The sequence below is a fragment of the Dysgonomonas sp. genome (genome assembly GCF_035323175.1).
Taxonomy (GTDB): Bacteria; Bacteroidota; Bacteroidia; order Bacteroidales; family Dysgonomonadaceae; genus Dysgonomonas.
In genome coordinates, this window is record NZ_DAOKYH010000001.1 from 402,812 (window position 1) to 420,363 (window position 17,552).

General features: G+C 37.4%; 18 protein-coding genes. 13 read left to right on the top strand and 5 right to left on the bottom strand.

All coding sequences use genetic code 11. From position 1 onward, the window contains the following. The first annotated feature begins 22 nt into the window (after positions 1-22). The 3 genes from PKC55_RS01755 to PKC55_RS01765 all read left to right on the top strand — a co-directional run bounded on the left by PKC55_RS01755 (position 23) and on the right by PKC55_RS01765 (position 2,841). Positions 23-1,639 carry an ABC-F family ATP-binding cassette domain-containing protein gene (locus tag PKC55_RS01755; RefSeq protein ID WP_291127696.1) on the top strand — a complete coding sequence of 539 codons (1,617 nt, stop codon included), beginning with the start codon at positions 23-25 and terminating at the stop codon, positions 1,637-1,639. A gap of 67 nt (positions 1,640-1,706) precedes the next feature. Next, positions 1,707-2,189 (top strand): hypothetical protein, encoded by a 483-nt coding sequence (locus tag PKC55_RS01760; protein ID WP_283686032.1) that lies wholly within the window; start codon positions 1,707-1,709, stop codon positions 2,187-2,189. 172 nt (positions 2,190-2,361) lie between these two features. Further along, positions 2,362-2,841: a hypothetical protein gene (locus PKC55_RS01765; RefSeq protein ID WP_291127699.1), complete on the top strand. Its 480-nt coding sequence runs from the start codon at positions 2,362-2,364 to the stop codon at positions 2,839-2,841. 103 nt (positions 2,842-2,944) lie between these two features. Here the strand turns inward: PKC55_RS01765 and tilS are convergent, their stop codons facing one another. Both tilS and PKC55_RS01775 read right to left on the bottom strand, forming a co-directional pair. Next, on the bottom strand, positions 2,945-4,270 hold the full coding sequence (gene tilS, locus PKC55_RS01770) for a tRNA lysidine(34) synthetase TilS (protein WP_291127702.1): 1,326 nt from the start codon (positions 4,268-4,270) through the stop codon (positions 2,945-2,947). Positions 4,271-4,300: 30 nt separating this feature from the next. After that, on the bottom strand, positions 4,301-5,542 hold the full coding sequence (locus PKC55_RS01775; RefSeq protein WP_135105004.1) for an HD domain-containing protein: 1,242 nt from the start codon (positions 5,540-5,542) through the stop codon (positions 4,301-4,303). 356 nt (positions 5,543-5,898) lie between these two features. Here PKC55_RS01775 and PKC55_RS01780 point away from each other — a divergent pair, with 356 nt between their 5' ends. Continuing rightward, positions 5,899-6,726 carry a TerC family protein gene (locus tag PKC55_RS01780; RefSeq protein WP_135105005.1) on the top strand — a complete coding sequence of 276 codons (828 nt, stop codon included), beginning with the start codon at positions 5,899-5,901 and terminating at the stop codon, positions 6,724-6,726. A 75-nt stretch (positions 6,727-6,801) separates the two neighbouring features. Here the strand turns inward: PKC55_RS01780 and PKC55_RS01785 are convergent, their stop codons facing one another. Further along, the gene (locus PKC55_RS01785) at positions 6,802-7,974 is read right to left on the bottom strand and encodes an OmpA family protein (RefSeq protein WP_291127708.1); all 1,173 of its coding nucleotides are present in this window, start codon (positions 7,972-7,974) and stop codon (positions 6,802-6,804) included. A gap of 331 nt (positions 7,975-8,305) precedes the next feature. On the opposite strand from PKC55_RS01785, the gene PKC55_RS01790 reads away from it, so the two are divergent. From PKC55_RS01790 to PKC55_RS01825, 8 genes are all read left to right on the top strand, one after another. Beyond that, entirely contained in the window at positions 8,306-10,675 is a 2,370-nt protein-coding gene (locus tag PKC55_RS01790) for a monovalent cation:proton antiporter family protein (RefSeq protein ID WP_283686038.1), read from the top strand. Between the two features lie 35 nt (positions 10,676-10,710). Next, the gene (locus PKC55_RS01795; RefSeq protein ID WP_291128517.1) at positions 10,711-11,535 is read left to right on the top strand and encodes an endonuclease VIII; all 825 of its coding nucleotides are present in this window, start codon (positions 10,711-10,713) and stop codon (positions 11,533-11,535) included. A 134-nt stretch (positions 11,536-11,669) separates the two neighbouring features. Continuing rightward, positions 11,670-12,293, top strand: coding sequence for a recombination mediator RecR (gene recR / locus PKC55_RS01800; RefSeq protein WP_283686040.1), 624 nt, complete (start codon positions 11,670-11,672; stop codon positions 12,291-12,293). An 8-nt stretch (positions 12,294-12,301) separates the two neighbouring features. Further along, the gene (locus PKC55_RS01805; RefSeq protein ID WP_135105010.1) at positions 12,302-12,751 is read left to right on the top strand and encodes a hypothetical protein; all 450 of its coding nucleotides are present in this window, start codon (positions 12,302-12,304) and stop codon (positions 12,749-12,751) included. A gap of 5 nt (positions 12,752-12,756) precedes the next feature. After that, positions 12,757-13,212, top strand: a complete 456-nt coding sequence (locus PKC55_RS01810) for a BT0820 family HAD-type phosphatase (RefSeq protein ID WP_291128520.1) — start codon at positions 12,757-12,759, stop codon at positions 13,210-13,212. A 19-nt stretch (positions 13,213-13,231) separates the two neighbouring features. Further along, positions 13,232-13,759 carry a GNAT family N-acetyltransferase gene (locus PKC55_RS01815; protein WP_283686042.1) on the top strand — a complete coding sequence of 176 codons (528 nt, stop codon included), beginning with the start codon at positions 13,232-13,234 and terminating at the stop codon, positions 13,757-13,759. 3 nt (positions 13,760-13,762) lie between these two features. Further along, entirely contained in the window at positions 13,763-14,326 is a 564-nt protein-coding gene (locus tag PKC55_RS01820) for an L-threonylcarbamoyladenylate synthase (RefSeq protein ID WP_291128522.1), read from the top strand. A gap of 8 nt (positions 14,327-14,334) precedes the next feature. Beyond that, a complete protein-coding gene (locus PKC55_RS01825; RefSeq protein WP_283686044.1) occupies positions 14,335-14,898 on the top strand; it encodes a pentapeptide repeat-containing protein in 564 nt (187 codons plus the stop codon). Here PKC55_RS01825 and PKC55_RS01830 read toward each other — a convergent pair whose 3' ends face one another. Together PKC55_RS01830 and PKC55_RS01835 are read right to left on the bottom strand one after the other, a co-directional pair. Continuing rightward, the gene (locus tag PKC55_RS01830; RefSeq protein ID WP_283686045.1) at positions 14,899-15,393 is read right to left on the bottom strand and encodes a GNAT family N-acetyltransferase; all 495 of its coding nucleotides are present in this window, start codon (positions 15,391-15,393) and stop codon (positions 14,899-14,901) included. It lies immediately after the preceding gene. 18 nt (positions 15,394-15,411) lie between these two features. Further along, on the bottom strand, positions 15,412-16,302 hold the full coding sequence (locus PKC55_RS01835; RefSeq protein WP_135105016.1) for a DUF8429 coiled-coil domain-containing protein: 891 nt from the start codon (positions 16,300-16,302) through the stop codon (positions 15,412-15,414). Between the two features lie 242 nt (positions 16,303-16,544). Here PKC55_RS01835 and mdh point away from each other — a divergent pair, with 242 nt between their 5' ends. Further along, positions 16,545-17,486: a malate dehydrogenase gene (mdh, locus tag PKC55_RS01840; RefSeq protein WP_324371599.1), complete on the top strand. Its 942-nt coding sequence runs from the start codon at positions 16,545-16,547 to the stop codon at positions 17,484-17,486. Positions 17,487-17,552: the final 66 nt, after the last annotated feature.

The window sequence follows — 17,552 nt, forward strand, 5'->3', positions numbered from 1 at the left end:
CAAAAAATAAAATAGAGATTCGATGTTAATTGTTGACAGCTTAAAAGTTGAGTTAGGGGATAGAGTATTGTTCGATAATATCAGCTATATCATTAATGATAAAGATAAAATTGCGCTTGTAGGTAAGAATGGAGCGGGAAAAAGTACTATGCTCAAAATTCTGGCAGGTGTCAATACGCACTTCAGAGGGACAATAACCGGGCCTGATGGTGTTACCGTTGGGTATCTTCCTCAGGTAATGAAAATTACCGATGAGCGTACAGTCCGTGAAGAAGCATCTTTAGCATTCTCTTATATCTTCGATCTGCAAGCAAAGATTGAGGATATGAATAAGCAGTTGGAAACACGTACGGACTACGAATCTGATGATTATTCCAAACTGATAGATGACTTTACTCATGCCCACGAACGCTTGGCGATGGTAGAAGATGTCAACTTTGAAGGTGAAGTAGAAAAAGCATTACTTGGTCTGGGTTTTAAGCGTGCCGATCTCGATCGTCCTACCAACGAATTTAGTGGAGGATGGCGTATGCGTATCGAACTTGCTAAACTCTTGTTGAGTAATCCCGATGTGATGTTGCTCGATGAGCCTACAAATCACCTTGATATAGAATCTATTGGTTGGCTCGAAGACTTTATAAATACTCAGGCAAAAGCTGTGGTTCTTATTTCCCACGACCGAGCTTTTATCGATGCGGTAACTACACGTACGATTGAGTTAACCATGGGGCGTATTTACGACTATAAGGTAAACTATTCTAAATATGTAGAGCTCAGACAGGAACGTCGCCAACAACAAATACATGCATGGGAGGCTCAACAAAAACAGATAGCCGAGATAGAAGAATTTATAGAACGCTTTAGAGCGCAAGCGGCTAAAGCGGTGCTTGTTCAAAGCCGTATCCGTCAATTGGAAAAGATGGAGCGTGTGGAGATAGATGAAGAAGACAAATCGCAAATCCGTATTCGCTTCCAGCCGGCTACTCGTTCAGGTAATTATCCGTTGACAGTAGATATGGTAACGAAAAAATATGATGACTATCTTGTTTTTGAAAATGCCAATCTGATGATAGAGCGTGGCGAGAAAATTGCTTTGGCAGGAAAGAACGGAGAAGGAAAATCTACATTTGTAAAATGCGTGATGGGCGAAACATCATACGATGGCAGTATACTTTTAGGACATAATGTACAGGTTGGTTACTTTGCACAGAATCAGGCTGATTTGTTAGATGAAGATCTCACAGTTTTTGAGACTATCGATCGGGTTGCCGAAGGGGATATACGTACTCAAATTCGTAATATTCTGGGAGCATTTATGTTTAACAGGGATGATTCGGAGAAGAAAGTAAAAGTACTTTCGGGAGGGGAGAGAACACGCTTAGCTATGATAAAGCTGTTGCTTGAACCTGTAAATCTGCTTATTCTCGATGAGCCTACAAACCACTTGGACTTGAAGACTAAAGAGGTACTGAAGAATGCCTTGCTAGATTATGATGGAACAGTTATCCTTGTTTCCCACGACCGTGATTTCTTGGACGGGCTGGTGACAAAAGTATATGAATTTTCGGATAAAAAAGTGCGTGAGCATATCGGAGGAATCAAAGAGTTCTTGGCTAAGAAGAGAGCCTTATCTTCTTAAAAGATTGGCTTCAATATATGTTTTAGCTATCTTTGATTTCTTATTAAAAATCTTAACATAATTAGAAATGAAAAAATTATTATTATCATTACTCACAGTAAGTCTTATTTTAACTTCTTGTGGAGGCACATCTCCCGTTAAATTTAACGATACGATTGTAGAGGCAAATGAGACGATTTCTCATGTAAGCGATTCGTATACAGAGACTCTTTCTGCGGCTATTGCTTCCGGATCTTATGAAAGTATTGCTGCTGCAACAGATAGTGCATTGGTGAAGATAGACGCTGAACTGGATATTGTGAAAGCTTTAGAGGCTCCAAAAGGTGCAGAGGAATTTAAAAACGCTGCTTTGAAAACATACCAAGATCTAAGAGCAATCGTAGAAGCCGGAAGGAAATTTACCACTTTAACAGAAGAATCTTCGGACGAAGAGTTCGATAAGATTTCGGACGAATATGATGCTAAAATGGATGCTTATAATGCGAGTTTTGAGCAGTTAGCAAATACCCAAAAAGCATACGCTAAGGAAGCCGGATACGAATTGAAATAAGTGTCAAACTAAATACAAAAGCACCTCTGATAAAATAAGTAGATTTATTAAAGAGATTGAGAGGATTAGAAAAATAAAATCAATCCATAATATTGAAAAATTCTTAGGAGAAACAAGAGGATAATAAATGATTTTTTTAAGTTTGTAGAATAAACCTTAAATTCTATAAACTATGGGTATAGGATATTCAAGAAATCCTTTTGGTAGAAAAAAGAGTTCTAGTAAAGCCGCTAATAGTCTATTTAAACTAGGAATTGGCATAATATCTGGTATTTCAAAAGCTCATAAAGCAGCGCAAAAAGAAGCTGAAAAGAGAAAAAAAGCAGAAGAAAGAGAAACTTTAGCTTTGGCTAGAAAATTACTTAGAGAAGATGCGAAGTTTCAAAGAGAAAATGAGATATTTTTGAGAAAAATAGAAAAACAAAAGATAATAGACGAAAAAAGGGAAAAAGACTCTTGGTATATTATGAATGGATATATTAAAAAGCAAATAACATTCTTTACAAAATATATTGCTTTATCAATAATAGATAATGACTTGAAAAAAGAGATTGAAGCTAAGTTGAAATCAGGTGAAAAATATATACACGTGCATCAGACAACCCTTGATGATTTAAAGACAAAATATAAAGAAAAGACTAAAAATATTTAGTTTTTATATTAACTTGAACATAATATCCTTATTTTTTAATCTTTTGCCATTAAGTAGATTTATAAAAGATATTCGTCATTTTTTATAATAGAGGTGCTTTTTTTTATAATGGATTATCTGTTATCTGTATTTTTAGGATTTGCTTGGTAGATTTGTCTATCTTAAATCGATCGTCGGAACGTTCGCTGACAATCCACACAATATCATTTTCTGAGCAAAGTAGCCAGGCTTCTTCTTTTTCGAACAAACTAAATTTCTGATCGGTGAAATAATCGCTCACCTTTTTCTTGCCCTTCATTCCGAATGGGATAAACCAATCGCCTTGATGCCACCTTCTGAGTGTTAGCGGGAATTTTATTTTATCTTTATCCAGATAGAGAATGTTTTTATTTTTCTCTATTACAAAGCCATTATCTATTTGGATTGTTTCGATAGATAGCTGTAATGGATAGCTCATCAAGCGATCTTCTTCCCTTATCAGAAAGCTGTCTACTGAGAGTTTCTCCCTTTTCTTTATTATAAAGAATTCCCTATCCTTAATCAGCTTGTGGGTGTCGGAGTAAAATATCTTCCCGGACTGACTTATTATCGATTCAAAAATTTGTCTTACCGTTGCTGTATTAAAATTGTAAGGAGCAAGCAACTCATAGAGTATCGCTTCCGGCTCTAAATATTTAATCAGCGTTCGGATGTTGATGCTATCGTCACTCAACACATCAGTCTTTACCTGTTGGATATAAAAATTATATATATTCTCCACCTGCGATAAATGCTCGCCTGTACGGATAATGGAATCTTTTACAGACGGGTTGATTGTTTCCAGTAATGGGATAATATTTAGCCTTATCTTATTACGTGTATACAAGTCCTCATTGTTGGTGCTATCATCTACATATTTCAATCCCCTGTCTTTAAGATACTCTAAGATGTCTTTTCTGCTGAGGCATAGAAGAGGGCGAATGATGTTATTGTTTTGGGCAGCTATTCCGGTCAATCCTCTAATTCCCGTTCCTCTGATCAGATTTAGCAGTATGGTTTCTACCGAATCGTCACGATGATGTGCGACCGCAATCTTATCAGCCAGATGGATTGTCCTTATTTGTTCAAACCAATTATATCGCAACTCTCTTGCTGCCATTTCTATCGAGATAGAATGAATCTCGGCATAGGCCTCTGTATCAAAATCTACCCTTTCATATTTAAGGTTGTACTTCTGGCATAATTCTTCTACGAAAAAAGCATCACGATTAGACTCTTCTCCCCGAAGATGAAAGTTGCAATGTGCCACCACACACTTATATTTCAACGTGTGCAGGATATCCAGTAGAGCGACAGAGTCGGCTCCACCGCTAACCCCTACAATAACCTTGCTACCGTCTTCTAACAGCTGGTTCTCGTCTATATATTGTTCGACCTGTACTATATTCATAATTAAGTACAAAAGTAATATATCTTTATTTTAATTGTTTGTCGGTAATATTTTAAGATAGGAAAAATAGTGCTTTTCTACTTTTTTTGATAGCAGTTGTATATTGAGCATGTCCGAAGCCTCGGATATGTCTTTTATTGTGCCATCATTGTATAAAATATCGATGCTGTCGTCTACTTCATTATACATATTCGTGTAGATAACATCTGATGAACAGAAATAGGACGCTTCATTTTCTGTAATATTAAATTCACTCATATATCGCTCTATATACTTCTGTATATAGGAGGCCGGAAGCTCTTCATTCGTTATTTCTATCTTAAACAATTTTCTGTTTACAAGGCAATCACTCAATTTTGATAATACAACATCATCGTGATCAGCCCATACCTTTAGTGCGCTCCAAATGTCATTATCATCTAACTTAACAAAGTGAAGCAGTACTTCGTCCATTTTCTTTTCGAAATAGGCTTTATCTATGTTTTTTTGTAAAAAATATTGCAAAGCAGGAGATGCAAATAAGTTAACTCCATTGTTTGTTAATTCTTTAGCTCGTATCAGAACTTTTATCAACATCTTTTCGGCGGCAACTGCCGTCTTGTGAAGGTACACCTGCCAATACATCAACCGGCGCGAGGTCAGAAAGTTTTCGATAGAGTAAATGCCTTTTGCTTCTACTACCAGTTTATCGTTTTTTAGATCAAGCATTTTTATGATACGAGCCGAACCGATATTTCCTTCTGTCACACCTGTAAAAAAGCTATCACGCCGAAGATAGTCGAGGCGATCAACATCGAGCTGCCCGCTGACTAACTGGTGCAGGAATTTCTTTGGATACTCATTCTTGAATATTGATATACACGTGCTTAATTCCCCTTTTAGTTCTTTGTTTAGGTAATTCATAAGCGCCAAAGAAAAATCTTCGTGATGAATACCATTTGTCAGCGTATGTTCCAAAGCATGAGAGAACGGCCCATGACCCACATCGTGTAGCAATATACATGCTAATGCTCCATTTGCCTCCTCGTCTGTTATTTCATGCCCCTTTATTCGTAAAACCTTTATTGCCTCATCCATCAGGTACATAGCCCCTATGGAATGGTGTAGGCGTGTGTGTTGTGCTCCGGGATATACAAAAAAAGCTAATCCCATTTGCCTGATACGGTTTAGCCGCTGGAGGAGAGGATGCTGAATCAGTTTATATAAAAACAGGTTCGGTATCGTAATAAAACCAAAAACAGGGTCGTTGATTATCTTTTTCTTTATGGCCATCTATATTGTGAGATTATATGTATTTATTGATATTTAAACAAAGATACATCATATTTTATAAATATGTTTTTTAATATGTAGCCGTGACAAAAATAAAATTAAACGAAGTTAATATTTAGCCTAATAAGTTGTATATGTATATTTTGTGTTTTATATTTGTTTCTTGAGAATGTATTAAGAAAGCAAAATTGAAGATAAAACTAAAAACAAAACTAAAAAAACTACAGCTTAAGATTCAGTATATGCTGGGATTGATAAAGACAGACGGAAATGCTGTTATAAAAGACTATCTCGAAAAAAAACATTGATTCTTTTTTGTGTCAAAATGTTTATTAATTTTGACACAAAAAATAAAGATGGAAATTCTAGAAACGTTCTTTTTGCCTAGTGCATGGATTGCACTTCTGACTTTATCCTTTCTGGAAATTGTACTTGGTATAGACAATATTGTATTTTTGTCTATAGTATCAGCTAAGCTTCCTGCCAAAGAGCAGCCCAAAGCCCGTACTGTGGGTCTTATTTTGGCTATGCTTTTTCGTATTGCCTTGCTCTTTTGTATATCGTGGCTGATGAAGCTCACCAAGCCTATTATTAGTTTTGATACACAATGGCTCGATGGGTCTATATCGGGGCAGAGTATCATTATACTAGTAGGAGGGCTTTTCTTGTTATATAAAAGTGTGACTGAAATACATCATAAATTAGAAGGCGAAAGTGATTCGGTTACAACCAGGTCAAAAACCAGTTTTTGGGGAGTTATTGCCCAGATCGTGGCACTTGACATTGTTTTCTCTTTTGATAGTGTACTTACTGCTGTTGGACTTGTAAGTTTCAGTGAGTTTGGCTATGTGGGTGCTATGACCATAATGGTAACGGCTGTCGTTTTGGCTGTAATGGTAATGCTGTTATTCTCCGGACCGGTAAGTCGTTTTGTAAATGATCATCCCACTATTCAGATGTTGGGGCTTTCGTTTCTGATATTGATAGGGGTTATGCTAATAGTAGAAGCAGCACATTTATCTAGCCTATCTATATTTGGAACAGTGGTGGGTGAAATACCTAAAGGATATATTTATTTTGCCATTGCATTCTCTTTGCTGGTAGAGTTTCTGAATATGAAACTTCGCAAAAAATCAAAGCCTGTAAAGCTTATTGATTCGGAAATTGTAGAAAAAGAAAAATAATTGAATGTTCTTATATGACAAGAGGCTGCCTCATCAAAAGTGAGACAGCCTCTTGTTTATTTTTGCAATAACTTTTTACTTTGTAACGGCAGTAAATACAACTACACGGTTCCATTGATCTGTAGGGAATAGTTGTTCTTTATCTCCGCTGGCTTTGGTTGTTATTCTGCTTCTTGAGATACCATACTCTTCAATAAGCACGTTGGCTACAGCCTCAGCACGTTGTTCAGAAAGTCTTTGATTGATAGCAGGTGTGCCTGTGCTCTTGTCGGCATATCCTGTTACTATAACATTTACCTGTGGATTATCTTTCAGATAACGGGCTGCATTGTAAATATTGATATCTTGGTTCTTTTCAAGTTTTGCACTACCAATATGGAATACAACAACAGCATTCATCAATACTTCTGTTTGTTCCTTGATCTCTTTCGTCTTTTCTATTACGATCTGAGGTTCAGGTTTAACGGCCAGCTCTTGTTTTAATCTGCTGATTTCCGAATCTTTGCTTCCTATTTGTCCTCTTAGTTCGTTGATCTTATCGTTCATTGATCTGATTGCAGCAGGGTCTGCTTCATCAACCATCTTAAACCCGCCTTTGGTGAAGTTGTAAGTAAGACCTATAAGAGCGCTTACAATACCATCATATTTTTTGTCGGCTACCACACCATTGAAGTTATCAGGATATAGGTTGCCTATTACCTCAAGGTTAAGGCTTACAGCTTCGCTTATACGGAAGTCTCCTTGAAATCCGACACGTGGTATAATGCTGTTCGTTCTACCTATGCTTCCCAGTCCTTCGATATTATCTTTTCCAAAACCATGAGCATAACCGATACCGGCAATACCAATCAGGTTAAAACCTCTCTCCGGGCTATAAGGCATGAATAGATTTGTTAAATTAAGTAAACCATCAACGCTTGTTTGTATATAATCCACTTTGTAAGTTCCGGTTTTCGCTTGTTTATTTAACGTATATTCAAGATAGTTTTTCGATTGCCATCCACCCACTTGTAAACGCGCTCCGGCTACAGGTGAGAAATATTTTCCTGCCGATATAGCGACATGAGGAGTTATGAGATCTCCAAACTTAGCTTTGCTATGGAATTCGCTTACGGTATAAGATCCTCCGACCTGACCTTGTATAAACCAATGATCCCAAAAAGACGTTGGTGCATAAGCCTTCTCTTGTGCAAAACTATAGCTTCCTGCTATAATGACGGAAACAATTAATAAAATAATCTTTTTCATTTTTTTTGTGTTTTAATTCCAGTCTGTAGTGTAAAAATAGAGCTGGATTGTTTTGAATCATTATGTTATGTAAGTGTTTTTTTTACATCGAACCTAAAAAAAACTAGCACCAAAGCTAACATAAATATATTATTGATGCAATAAAAATGATAAAATAAGTAAAAGTAGCGAAGGATGCAATCTATGACTTTTTGGTTATTTATTTTCAAGAATCATTTTTTTTTGATAATTTTAGACATCGAAAAAACCTCATTTTTGTACGTTCTGTTAACAAGAACGAATATTTTTATATCAAATTATACTGAATTTTTATTGCAGAAAATAAAATTATATGGCTCACCTTCCTGATTTTATAAGTGATCTGGCAATTATATTAATAACTGCCGGAATAGTTACTATTATATTCAAATGGCTAAAACAACCTGTCGTATTGGGGTACATTGTTGCAGGATTTTTGGCAAGTCTCCACTTCAAAAAATTCATAGAGAAACTCGTTATAGATATATCGGGAGCATCGGATGAAAGTGTAAGATCTATATTCAAAACCCTACCAGAAATATCCGATATGGGTAATGTCGGCATCTGGGCAGAGATTGGCGTAATTTTTCTACTCTTCGCTTTAGGTCTCGAATTTAGTTTCAAAAAACTGATGGACGTTGGCGGTAAAGCTTCTATTGCTACTCTTATCAACTTGGGTTCTATGATAATAATTGGCTATCTGGCGGGGCAGTTATTCATTGTAAATCTCATAGATGATTGGACCCGGATGGATAGCATTTATCTGGGCTGTATGCTCTCTATGTCGTCTACTACTATTATCATCAAGGCCTTTAATGATATGGGGCTGCAAAAGAAAAAGTTTGCAGGAATCGTCTTCGGGATGCTTATTGTTGAGGATATTGCAGCCATCATAATGATGGTTTTGTTGACAACATTTGCATCGAGCCAACATATAGAAAGCGGTGAATTGGCAAACAGTGTGGTAAAACTGTTCTTCTTTATGCTTATTTGGTTTATTGTAGGTATTTATATGATACCCACAATACTCAAAAAGCTGAAAAAGTATTTGAATGATGAGACCTTGTTGATTGTGGCAATCGGGCTTTGCCTTGGTATGGTTCTTTTTGCTTCTATTGTTGGCTTTTCCGCCGCTTTAGGTGCTTTTATAATGGGATCTATATTGGCAGAGACAATCGAGTCTAAACATATCGAGCACCTCATGGAACCTTTGAAGAATCTGTTTGGCGCTGTCTTCTTCGTATCAGTCGGGATGATGATCGATCCGGCGATTATTGCCGAATATGGCGTGCTGGTGATAATTCTTACTTTGGTTGTGCTTATCGGACGGATTATTTTTGCAACATTAGGTGTCATGGCTTCGGGTGAGAGCCTGAAAGTGGCGATGCAGTCAGGATTCAGTCTGGCACAGATAGGGGAGTTTTCCTTTATCATAGCTACTTTGGGCGTTAGTCTTGGTGTTATTACAGATACACTGTATCCGATCATAGTAGCAGTGTCGGTAATTACAACGTTTACTACTCCGTATTGTATTAAGCTGTCCGATACGGCATACGGCTGGTTGGAAAAGAGGGTTCCCGATAAATTCGCCAAGATTAAAGATGGATATGGCGCATCGGGATACGATACCGTGAATAAGCAAAATGACTGGAAGAAATTACTGAAGAGCATACTCACTTTAGTCGCTGTATATTTCACTATATCTTTGGCTATCTTGTTGGTGTTCCAGAATTTTATCACACCATATATTGTAGAGTACGTTCCCGGAAGTATCTGGGGGCAGATTTTAGCAGCGATTATCACACTCACTCTGATGGCTCCATTCTTGCGTGCTATTATGATGAAGAAAAATCGCTCCGAAGAGTTCAAAAATCTGTGGAAGGATAACCGACTCAACAGAGGGGCATTGGTTTCGCTGATTGTGTTCCGGATTATTATCTGTATTGTATTAGTGCTAATGGTATTGATTCCTCTATTCCCAAGGCTTACAGTATTGATGGTTATTATCTCATTGGTTGTTGTAACGTTGATTATATTCTCTCAAGGGTTCAAGGCTCAGTCCCGTAGGATCGAGGCACGATTTCTTGAAAATCTAAACCTGAAACAAAAACTAAAAGAGAAAAATGCAGCAATTCTACCAACCGTAGCGAATGACCTGCGTTCGAAGAATATACATATCGCTGAATTTGAAATTTCTCAGTCGTTTTCCAATATCGGAAAAACCTTGCGGGAATTAGACTTTAGACAAAAAACAGGTGTAAATATTGTAACCATCGTAAGAGGATGCAATAAGATTAATATCCCTGATGGGAACACACGTATATATCCATTTGATAAATTAGTTGTTTCGGGCTCCGATGAGGAAATGCAAAAGCTGTCTCAATACTTGGAGGAAAAGACCGAGCAGGATTTGCTCATGGAGGAAGAAGCCGAATATCATATATGCTTATCCCAATATCTTGTAGAACCCGGATCTCCTCTTATTGATAAATCTATTGTAGATGCCGGTATCCGCGAAAAAACAGAATGTATGGTGATCGGTATCGATAGAGGAGATGAGTCTATTATCAATTTCACTTCCGGCTTTGTGTTCCAAGAAGGCGACGTAATATGGTTGGCGGGTGAGAAAAATAAACTAAATTCGTTTGAGGAAAATATAAAAGCATCATCGATTGCATCCTAAAACTACTATTATATTATTAACCTATAAGTGTAGGTATGATAGAAATACCCGAATCGGCAACGATAAGTTCACAAGCTGAAACCATCCTGACTGGAAAACGAATAGCAAAAGTTATTCAGGCAACCAGTCCGCACAAATTTACATGGTACAATGGCAACCCAGCTTTGTACCGTAATATACTTGTTGGGCGAGAAGTAGAATCAGTAAGAGGACATGGAGCTTTTGTTGATATTATCTGCGACAAGGATACTTATATTTCGATAAGTGATGGTACAAACCTGAAATATTATACGGCAACCGAGACGTATCCGATGAAACATCAGCTGTTGATATTGTTCGAGGATATGACATGTCTTGCTTTTACAGTATCTATGTATGGAGCCATATATGCCTATCAGGGACAGTTGCAAAATGTATATCATGCCGGAAGTCTGAACAGTATTTCCCCATTGAGCGACACTTTTGATGAGGCGTATTTTGATTCAATCTTTGCCGGTGTACAAAAAGATATGTCGGTAAAGGCCTTGCTTGGTACTCAACAACGGATTCCCGGTTTGGGAAACGGCGTTTTACAAGATATCTTTTTCAAAGCCGGAATACATCCCAAACGAAAAATATCTACCATGTCTGATCTCGAAAAAGGAGATTTGTTCCATTCGCTGAAGGTTACTTTGCGCAATATGACCGATAAAGGAGGCCGTGACACTGAAAAGGATTTTTATGGTAATTGGGGTAAATATAGAACCCTTTTATCCAAGAAAACATACAAAGAGCCATGCCCTATCTGTGGAAGCGATATTGTAAAGGAGGCATATCTGGGTGGTACAATCTACTTTTGTCCGAGTTGTCAGAAAGAGTGAAAGCAGTCTGCCTTGTTCTCTAATTGTATTAAAAATACCTTCTTATAATATTTAAATAGATTTAAGATGTCTTGAATCAGTGAGAAAATCCCTTAAATAATTCTTATCTTTGCATCCGAAAATTTTCAGGCATCATGAATCAAAAATATCCATCAGCTTTATTAGAAAATGCAGTAAATGAATTCGCAAAGCTTCCCGGCATAGGGCGTAAAACGGCTTTGAGGTTGATTTTGCATCTGTTGAGACAGGACAATGCTATGGTGGAAGGTTTCGCTCAGGCATTGGTTTCTTTGAAGCATGAAGTAAAGTATTGCAATGTTTGTCATAATATATGTGATGACGATATTTGCCCTATCTGTTTGGATAAGTCTCGTGATGCAGCTACCATCTGTGTTGTAGAGAATATAAAAGAGGTCATGGCTATTGAGAATACAATGCAATTCAAAGGCTTGTATCATGTGTTGGGAGGTATTATATCCCCGATAGATGGAATAGGCCCTTCCGATCTGGAGATAGACAGCCTGGTGGCACGTGTAGCCAAGGGTGATGTGAAAGAAATTATTTTGGCATTGAGTACTACGATGGAAGGCGATACGACCAACTTCTATATCTATAAGAAATTATCATCTTTCGACATAAAGGTTTCCATGATTGCACGGGGGATTTCTATCGGAGATGAAATAGAATATGCAGATGAAGTAACATTGGGACGCTCTATCCTGAACAGGACATTGTTTAATGAGTCATATAAATTGTAAAAATCATAATGGAGAATAAAGAACGAAAGCTATATAAAACATTAATGTTGTTATTCTGGGCGAACATTCTTTTGCTGTTGACTGTTTTAACATTTATATTATTCTCTAAGGGTTTAACTTTTGGTACCGCTACAAATACGAATGTTGTGTTTGAACAATATACAATTCTAATATCGTTGGCTAGTATTCCAATCGCATTGAAACTATTCCATACTCAGTATCGGAGGATAGCAGAGTTGGAGCACAAGAAGTTTCTCGAGAAGTATCTTCCTGCCTATATTTTGCGTATGTTTGTACTAGATGCGGCGGCTATATTGAACATAGCGGGACTGTATCTCTTTGATTCAAAGAACTCTGTTTATATGACAATTATAATTATATTTGCATTGTTTTTTTGTTATCCTAACCGAAAGACCTTAGAAGAAGCTAACGATACTACATCAGAAATAAAAGATTAAATAAAATGGTTATTGCAGTAGACTTTGACGGAACAATCGTCGAACATGAGTATCCCAAAATCGGACGTTCCATTCCTTTTGCAATCGAAACACTTTTGCAGTTGCAGCAAGATGGACATATCCTTATTCTTTGGACAGTGCGAGACGGCAGCCTGTTGCAGGAAGCAGTAGATTATTGTAAAAATAAAGGCTTGCATTTTTATGCAGCTAACAAGAATTACCCCGAGGAGGATTCGTTAACAGCGTCTCGGAAATTAACAGCAGATTTGTTTATTGACGACCGCAATTTGGGCGGACTTCCTGATTGGGGAGTGATATATCATGCGATAAAAGCGATGGAAAGAGGAGAAGTTTCCTTCGAAAATATAATGATGTCTTCGGGAGAAAGCCAAAGAGCGAGGAGAAGAAAGAAGAATTTCTTTATACGCTTGGGTGAAATGTTCGAGAGAGGAAGTTATTAACTACTAAGCCTTTTACAAAATGCTATTGAAAAACAAAGATATCGTTTTGCGAGCTGTAGAACCCGAAGATTTAGAAATCTTATATCGTTGGGAGAATTCTACAGTCTTGTGGTATCATGGAAATACTTTGGCCCCGTATTCCAAATTGGTGCTGAGGCAGTACATTAATGATTCTTTGGAGATGGATATATATCAAAGCAAACAATTGCGACTGATGATAGACCTCGTAGAAGAGAAAGTCACTATTGGAACCATTGATCTTTACGATATCGATGCCCACAACCGCAGAGCCGGTATTGGCATCCTCATTGATGATGACTATCGCAGAAGAGGCTTTGCCAAACAAGCTTTGGAACTGATGAGCAACTATGCTTTCGACTTTTTGTACCTTCACCAAATATATGCATATATAGCCCAAAGCAATACCAATAGTATCAGCTTGTTTGAGAAAGCAGGGTATCAATCTGTCGGAATATTGAAAGACTGGTTGCAAAGAGGTGAAGAGTTTGAAGATGTTTACCTTTCTCAGTTGCTTAACGATAAATAAATTATGGAAGAAGATATAAAGAAGGCTTTTGAAGTGCTTGTGTCCGGAGGATTGATTTTGTATCCTACCGATACGATATGGGGAATAGGCTGTGATGCTACCAACGAGGACGCTGTACGTCGTGTATATGAACTAAAGCGAAGGGTTGACAGTAAAGCCCTTATTACTCTGCTCGATAATCCTATCAAGCTCGATTATTATATCGATGAAGTTCCTTCTTTAGCGTGGGATCTGATAGAGCTATCCGAAAAACCATTGACCATAATTTATGATGGAGCACGAAATGTTGCGCCTAATTTGATGGCAGAAGACGGTAGTCTCGCTATCCGTGTCACAAAAGAAAAATTTTCTCAAGAGTTGTGTAAGCGTTTTCGGAAAGCCTTGGTTTCTACATCTGCTAATATCAGCGGGGAGCCTGCTCCGGCTAACTTTGATGATATAAGTGAAGAGATAAAGCTAGGTGTAGATTATATTGTAAAATACAGGCAGGAGGATACAAGTAAATCGAAAGCATCGAGTATCATAAAATTGGGTAAAACCGGAGAAGTGAAAATAATCAGAGAGTAGGAGAGGGCATGATTGTTAGTGAAGACATAATCTTTGAAGGTAAATCTTATGTAGAAGGATTACATAAAAAGTCCTTTGATAATTGTACTTTTTCGAAATGCGATTTCTCGGACTCGAAGCTGATCGCTTGTACTTTTACGGACTGTTCTTTTATGGATTGTAATTTGTCGATGGCGGATCTCAATCAGTCTACTCTGAATAATATCCATTTTAAGAATTGTAAAATGCTTGGTGTGAAATTTAATCATTGCCACGATTTTATTTTTCATGTCGACTTTGAAAATTGCATACTCGATTATGCCTCTTTCGAAAAGCGAAAAATGAGTAAGACTCGTTTTAAGGATACTTCATTAAAGGGAGTCGACTTTGGAGGAGCTGACCTCAAACAATCAAAATTTTTGGAAGCAGATTTAGAAGAAGCAATCTTTTATAATACCAATATTCAAGAAGTGGATTTTACCACTGCGTATAATTACTCAATAGATCTGAGTCAGAATCAGATCAAAAAAGCACGTTTTTCTAAAGATGGATTGGCGGGGTTGCTAAACCAATTTGATATTATTATCGACTAGCTACAAGTCTTTATTCATCACATAGTCTTCCATCAGGAATCCGTTGCCGATGTCAATATTTTCACTTGTGAAAAAATCGAAGCCCATTCGTTTGTAGAAATCAATCGCTTTGTTATATCGGTTTACATTCAGCGAAAGAAGCGTATTGTTATTCTTCAGGGCTAGTTTACTCACCGCATCTATAAACAAGCGGCCTACACCTTTACCTTGAATAGAAGGCAGTACATATATTTTGTGTATTTTGGTTATTGGCGTACCTTTGTAGTTCAGCTCGTATGATAAATAGCCTAAATATTCACCATCTTCCTCGGCTAATAGATAGTGATGATTTAACTCATTCATCTGCTTTTCCAACGAACTCGTACTATACATCATATCCATCATGTAGCTTATCTGCTCTTGCGAAAGAATGTTGCTAAATGTAGCGGGCCAAATAACATTTGATAGTACCTGGATATTATAAATATGGTCTGTAGTAGCTTCTACTATTTGCATTTATATATCAATAAGGTTTTAGTTCTCTAATGAGAAAGATCTACTGCCTATTCTATTGCCATCAGCAAAAATATCTACACGGTATGTTCCCGGCATCAGATATTCTTCTACATTCCAGTACATAGTAACACCCACTTCTTCGCCTCCGTATTCTATAACCCGCTTTATGGAGTAATTGATGTTTCCATTCTCATAAGCGAATGTATTCGCTCTGCTTTTGGTCAATACATCATCATCGGGTTTCATGATGCGTGCATATATAGTACGTTCACCCGGCTCGGCAGTAATATTCTTTGTTATTGTAAAATTGATTATCAGCTGCTCTACTTTATTTATTTTCTTTTGAACTTTTCCCTTGCTGTTTGTAGCTTGCACGCTTATATTTGTTGCATCCAGCTTGGCCGCTTTGGTGACTTTTTCGGTCAAGTCTTGCTTTTGCTGAGTTACCTGATTCAGTGTTTTCGATGTTTCCTGATACTTATTTGTTATCTCCTGCTTTTCTTGTCTTAGCTGAGCATTTGCCCTGTTTAAAGAGTCGATCTGTGCGATGTACGACTTTAATATTTGGCGCAGAGTTGCCAGCTCTTTGTTTAAGCGGGAAATCTCAGCTTTATTTTCAGCTTTCACAGTCTTCAACTCTTCAAGTAACCGTTGAACTTTAGTTTGTTCATTTGTTAGCTTTTGTAGAAGTGAGTCATTTTTTATATTCAATTTAAACCCTTCGTATTGCATCGACAGGCTCTCGTACTCGTCTTCCAGCTGCTGTTTGTTCAGAACACTTTCCTGTTGCAGTTCGTCAATTTGAGTCTTCTGGTTGAATATAAAGTAACTAGCTATGCCTATCCCCAGAATAAGCAGGGCTATTATTCCAATTAATATTTTCGAATTACTCTTTTTTTCTGTATCCATGATGATGTTAAAAATCTGCGACTACAAATATAACGGATTTATACAGATTGAACAAAAGGCATTTAAAAACCTTTCGCTTTTTTTAATAAAATAGGGGTATTTTTGACGAGCAAAATCTTCTTTATTTCAGAATAAGCATGTACATTTGTTAGGCTTTTAGGCGAGATTGTTTAGTATCTGTTTCAGTCTTGTTGCAATATGAAAGAATCAAATTATTAATTAATATATTAAATCAAATTATTATGTCTAAAGTAACAGTAGTAGGTGCCGGAAATGTAGGTGCTACATGTGCAAACGTTCTAGCGTTTAATGAAGTGGCTGATGAAGTAGTGATGCTTGATGTAAAAGAAGGTGTATCGGAAGGTAAAGCTATCGATATGAACCAAACTGTACAGTTGTTGGGATTTGATACACGTGTAAAAGGTGTGACTAACGATTATGCAGCAACAGCTAACTCTGATGTAGTTGTTATTACTTCGGGTATTCCTCGCAAACCGGGTATGACTCGTGAAGAACTAATCGGAGTAAATGCCGGTATTGTGAAGAGTGTAGCAGAAAATATCCTTAAATACTCACCGAATGCTGTTCTTGTTATCATATCCAACCCAATGGATACAATGACATATCTTGCATCTAAAGTGACAGGTCTTCCTAAACACCGTGTTGTAGGTATGGGTGGTGCATTGGATAGCTCACGTTTCAAATATTACTTAAGCGAAGCATTGGGATGCAATCCGAATGAAGTAGAAGGTATGGTAATAGGTGGACACGGAGATACTACAATGATCCCTGTAACTCGTTTAGCTACATACAAAGGTATTCCTGTAACAGACCTTTTGTCTAAAGAAGCATTGGATAAGGTTGTTGCCGATACGATGGTTGGTGGTGCTACTCTTACCGGATTGCTTGGTACATCGGCATGGTATGCGCCGGGTGCTGCCGGAGCTTATGTGGTAGAAGCTATCCTTCACGATCAGAAAAAGGTAGTTACTTGTTGTGTGTCTCTTGAAGGAGAATACGGACAAAATGATATTTGTATTGGTGTGCCTGTAGTTTTAGGTAAAAACGGATGGGAAAAAGTTGTCGACCTTAAACTTACAGCAGACGAAAAAGAAAAATTTGAAGCATCAGCAGCAGCTGTTCACAAAACAAATGCTGTTCTGAAAGAAATAAACGCTATCTAACGCTTATTTGCAAAGTTTGACTAAAAGAGGAGGGATGCTTCATGTATGTGAGGTGTCCCTTTATTA

Coding starts and splice junctions, on each gene's coding strand:
- PKC55_RS01755 (WP_291127696.1), top strand. CDS start 23: ATGTTAATTGTTGACAGCTTAAAAGTTGAGTTAGGGGATAGAGTATTG.
- PKC55_RS01760 (WP_283686032.1), top strand. CDS start 1,707: ATGAAAAAATTATTATTATCATTACTCACAGTAAGTCTTATTTTAACT.
- PKC55_RS01765 (WP_291127699.1), top strand. CDS start 2,362: ATGGGTATAGGATATTCAAGAAATCCTTTTGGTAGAAAAAAGAGTTCT.
- tilS (WP_291127702.1), bottom strand. CDS start 4,270: ATGAATATAGTACAGGTCGAACAATATATAGACGAGAACCAGCTGTTA.
- PKC55_RS01775 (WP_135105004.1), bottom strand. CDS start 5,542: ATGGCCATAAAGAAAAAGATAATCAACGACCCTGTTTTTGGTTTTATT.
- PKC55_RS01780 (WP_135105005.1), top strand. CDS start 5,899: ATGGAAATTCTAGAAACGTTCTTTTTGCCTAGTGCATGGATTGCACTT.
- PKC55_RS01785 (WP_291127708.1), bottom strand. CDS start 7,974: ATGAAAAAGATTATTTTATTAATTGTTTCCGTCATTATAGCAGGAAGC.
- PKC55_RS01790 (WP_283686038.1), top strand. CDS start 8,306: ATGGCTCACCTTCCTGATTTTATAAGTGATCTGGCAATTATATTAATA.
- PKC55_RS01795 (WP_291128517.1), top strand. CDS start 10,711: ATGATAGAAATACCCGAATCGGCAACGATAAGTTCACAAGCTGAAACC.
- recR (WP_283686040.1), top strand. CDS start 11,670: ATGAATCAAAAATATCCATCAGCTTTATTAGAAAATGCAGTAAATGAA.
- PKC55_RS01805 (WP_135105010.1), top strand. CDS start 12,302: ATGGAGAATAAAGAACGAAAGCTATATAAAACATTAATGTTGTTATTC.
- PKC55_RS01810 (WP_291128520.1), top strand. CDS start 12,757: ATGGTTATTGCAGTAGACTTTGACGGAACAATCGTCGAACATGAGTAT.
- PKC55_RS01815 (WP_283686042.1), top strand. CDS start 13,232: ATGCTATTGAAAAACAAAGATATCGTTTTGCGAGCTGTAGAACCCGAA.
- PKC55_RS01820 (WP_291128522.1), top strand. CDS start 13,763: ATGGAAGAAGATATAAAGAAGGCTTTTGAAGTGCTTGTGTCCGGAGGA.
- PKC55_RS01825 (WP_283686044.1), top strand. CDS start 14,335: ATGATTGTTAGTGAAGACATAATCTTTGAAGGTAAATCTTATGTAGAA.
- PKC55_RS01830 (WP_283686045.1), bottom strand. CDS start 15,393: ATGCAAATAGTAGAAGCTACTACAGACCATATTTATAATATCCAGGTA.
- PKC55_RS01835 (WP_135105016.1), bottom strand. CDS start 16,302: ATGGATACAGAAAAAAAGAGTAATTCGAAAATATTAATTGGAATAATA.
- mdh (WP_324371599.1), top strand. CDS start 16,545: ATGTCTAAAGTAACAGTAGTAGGTGCCGGAAATGTAGGTGCTACATGT.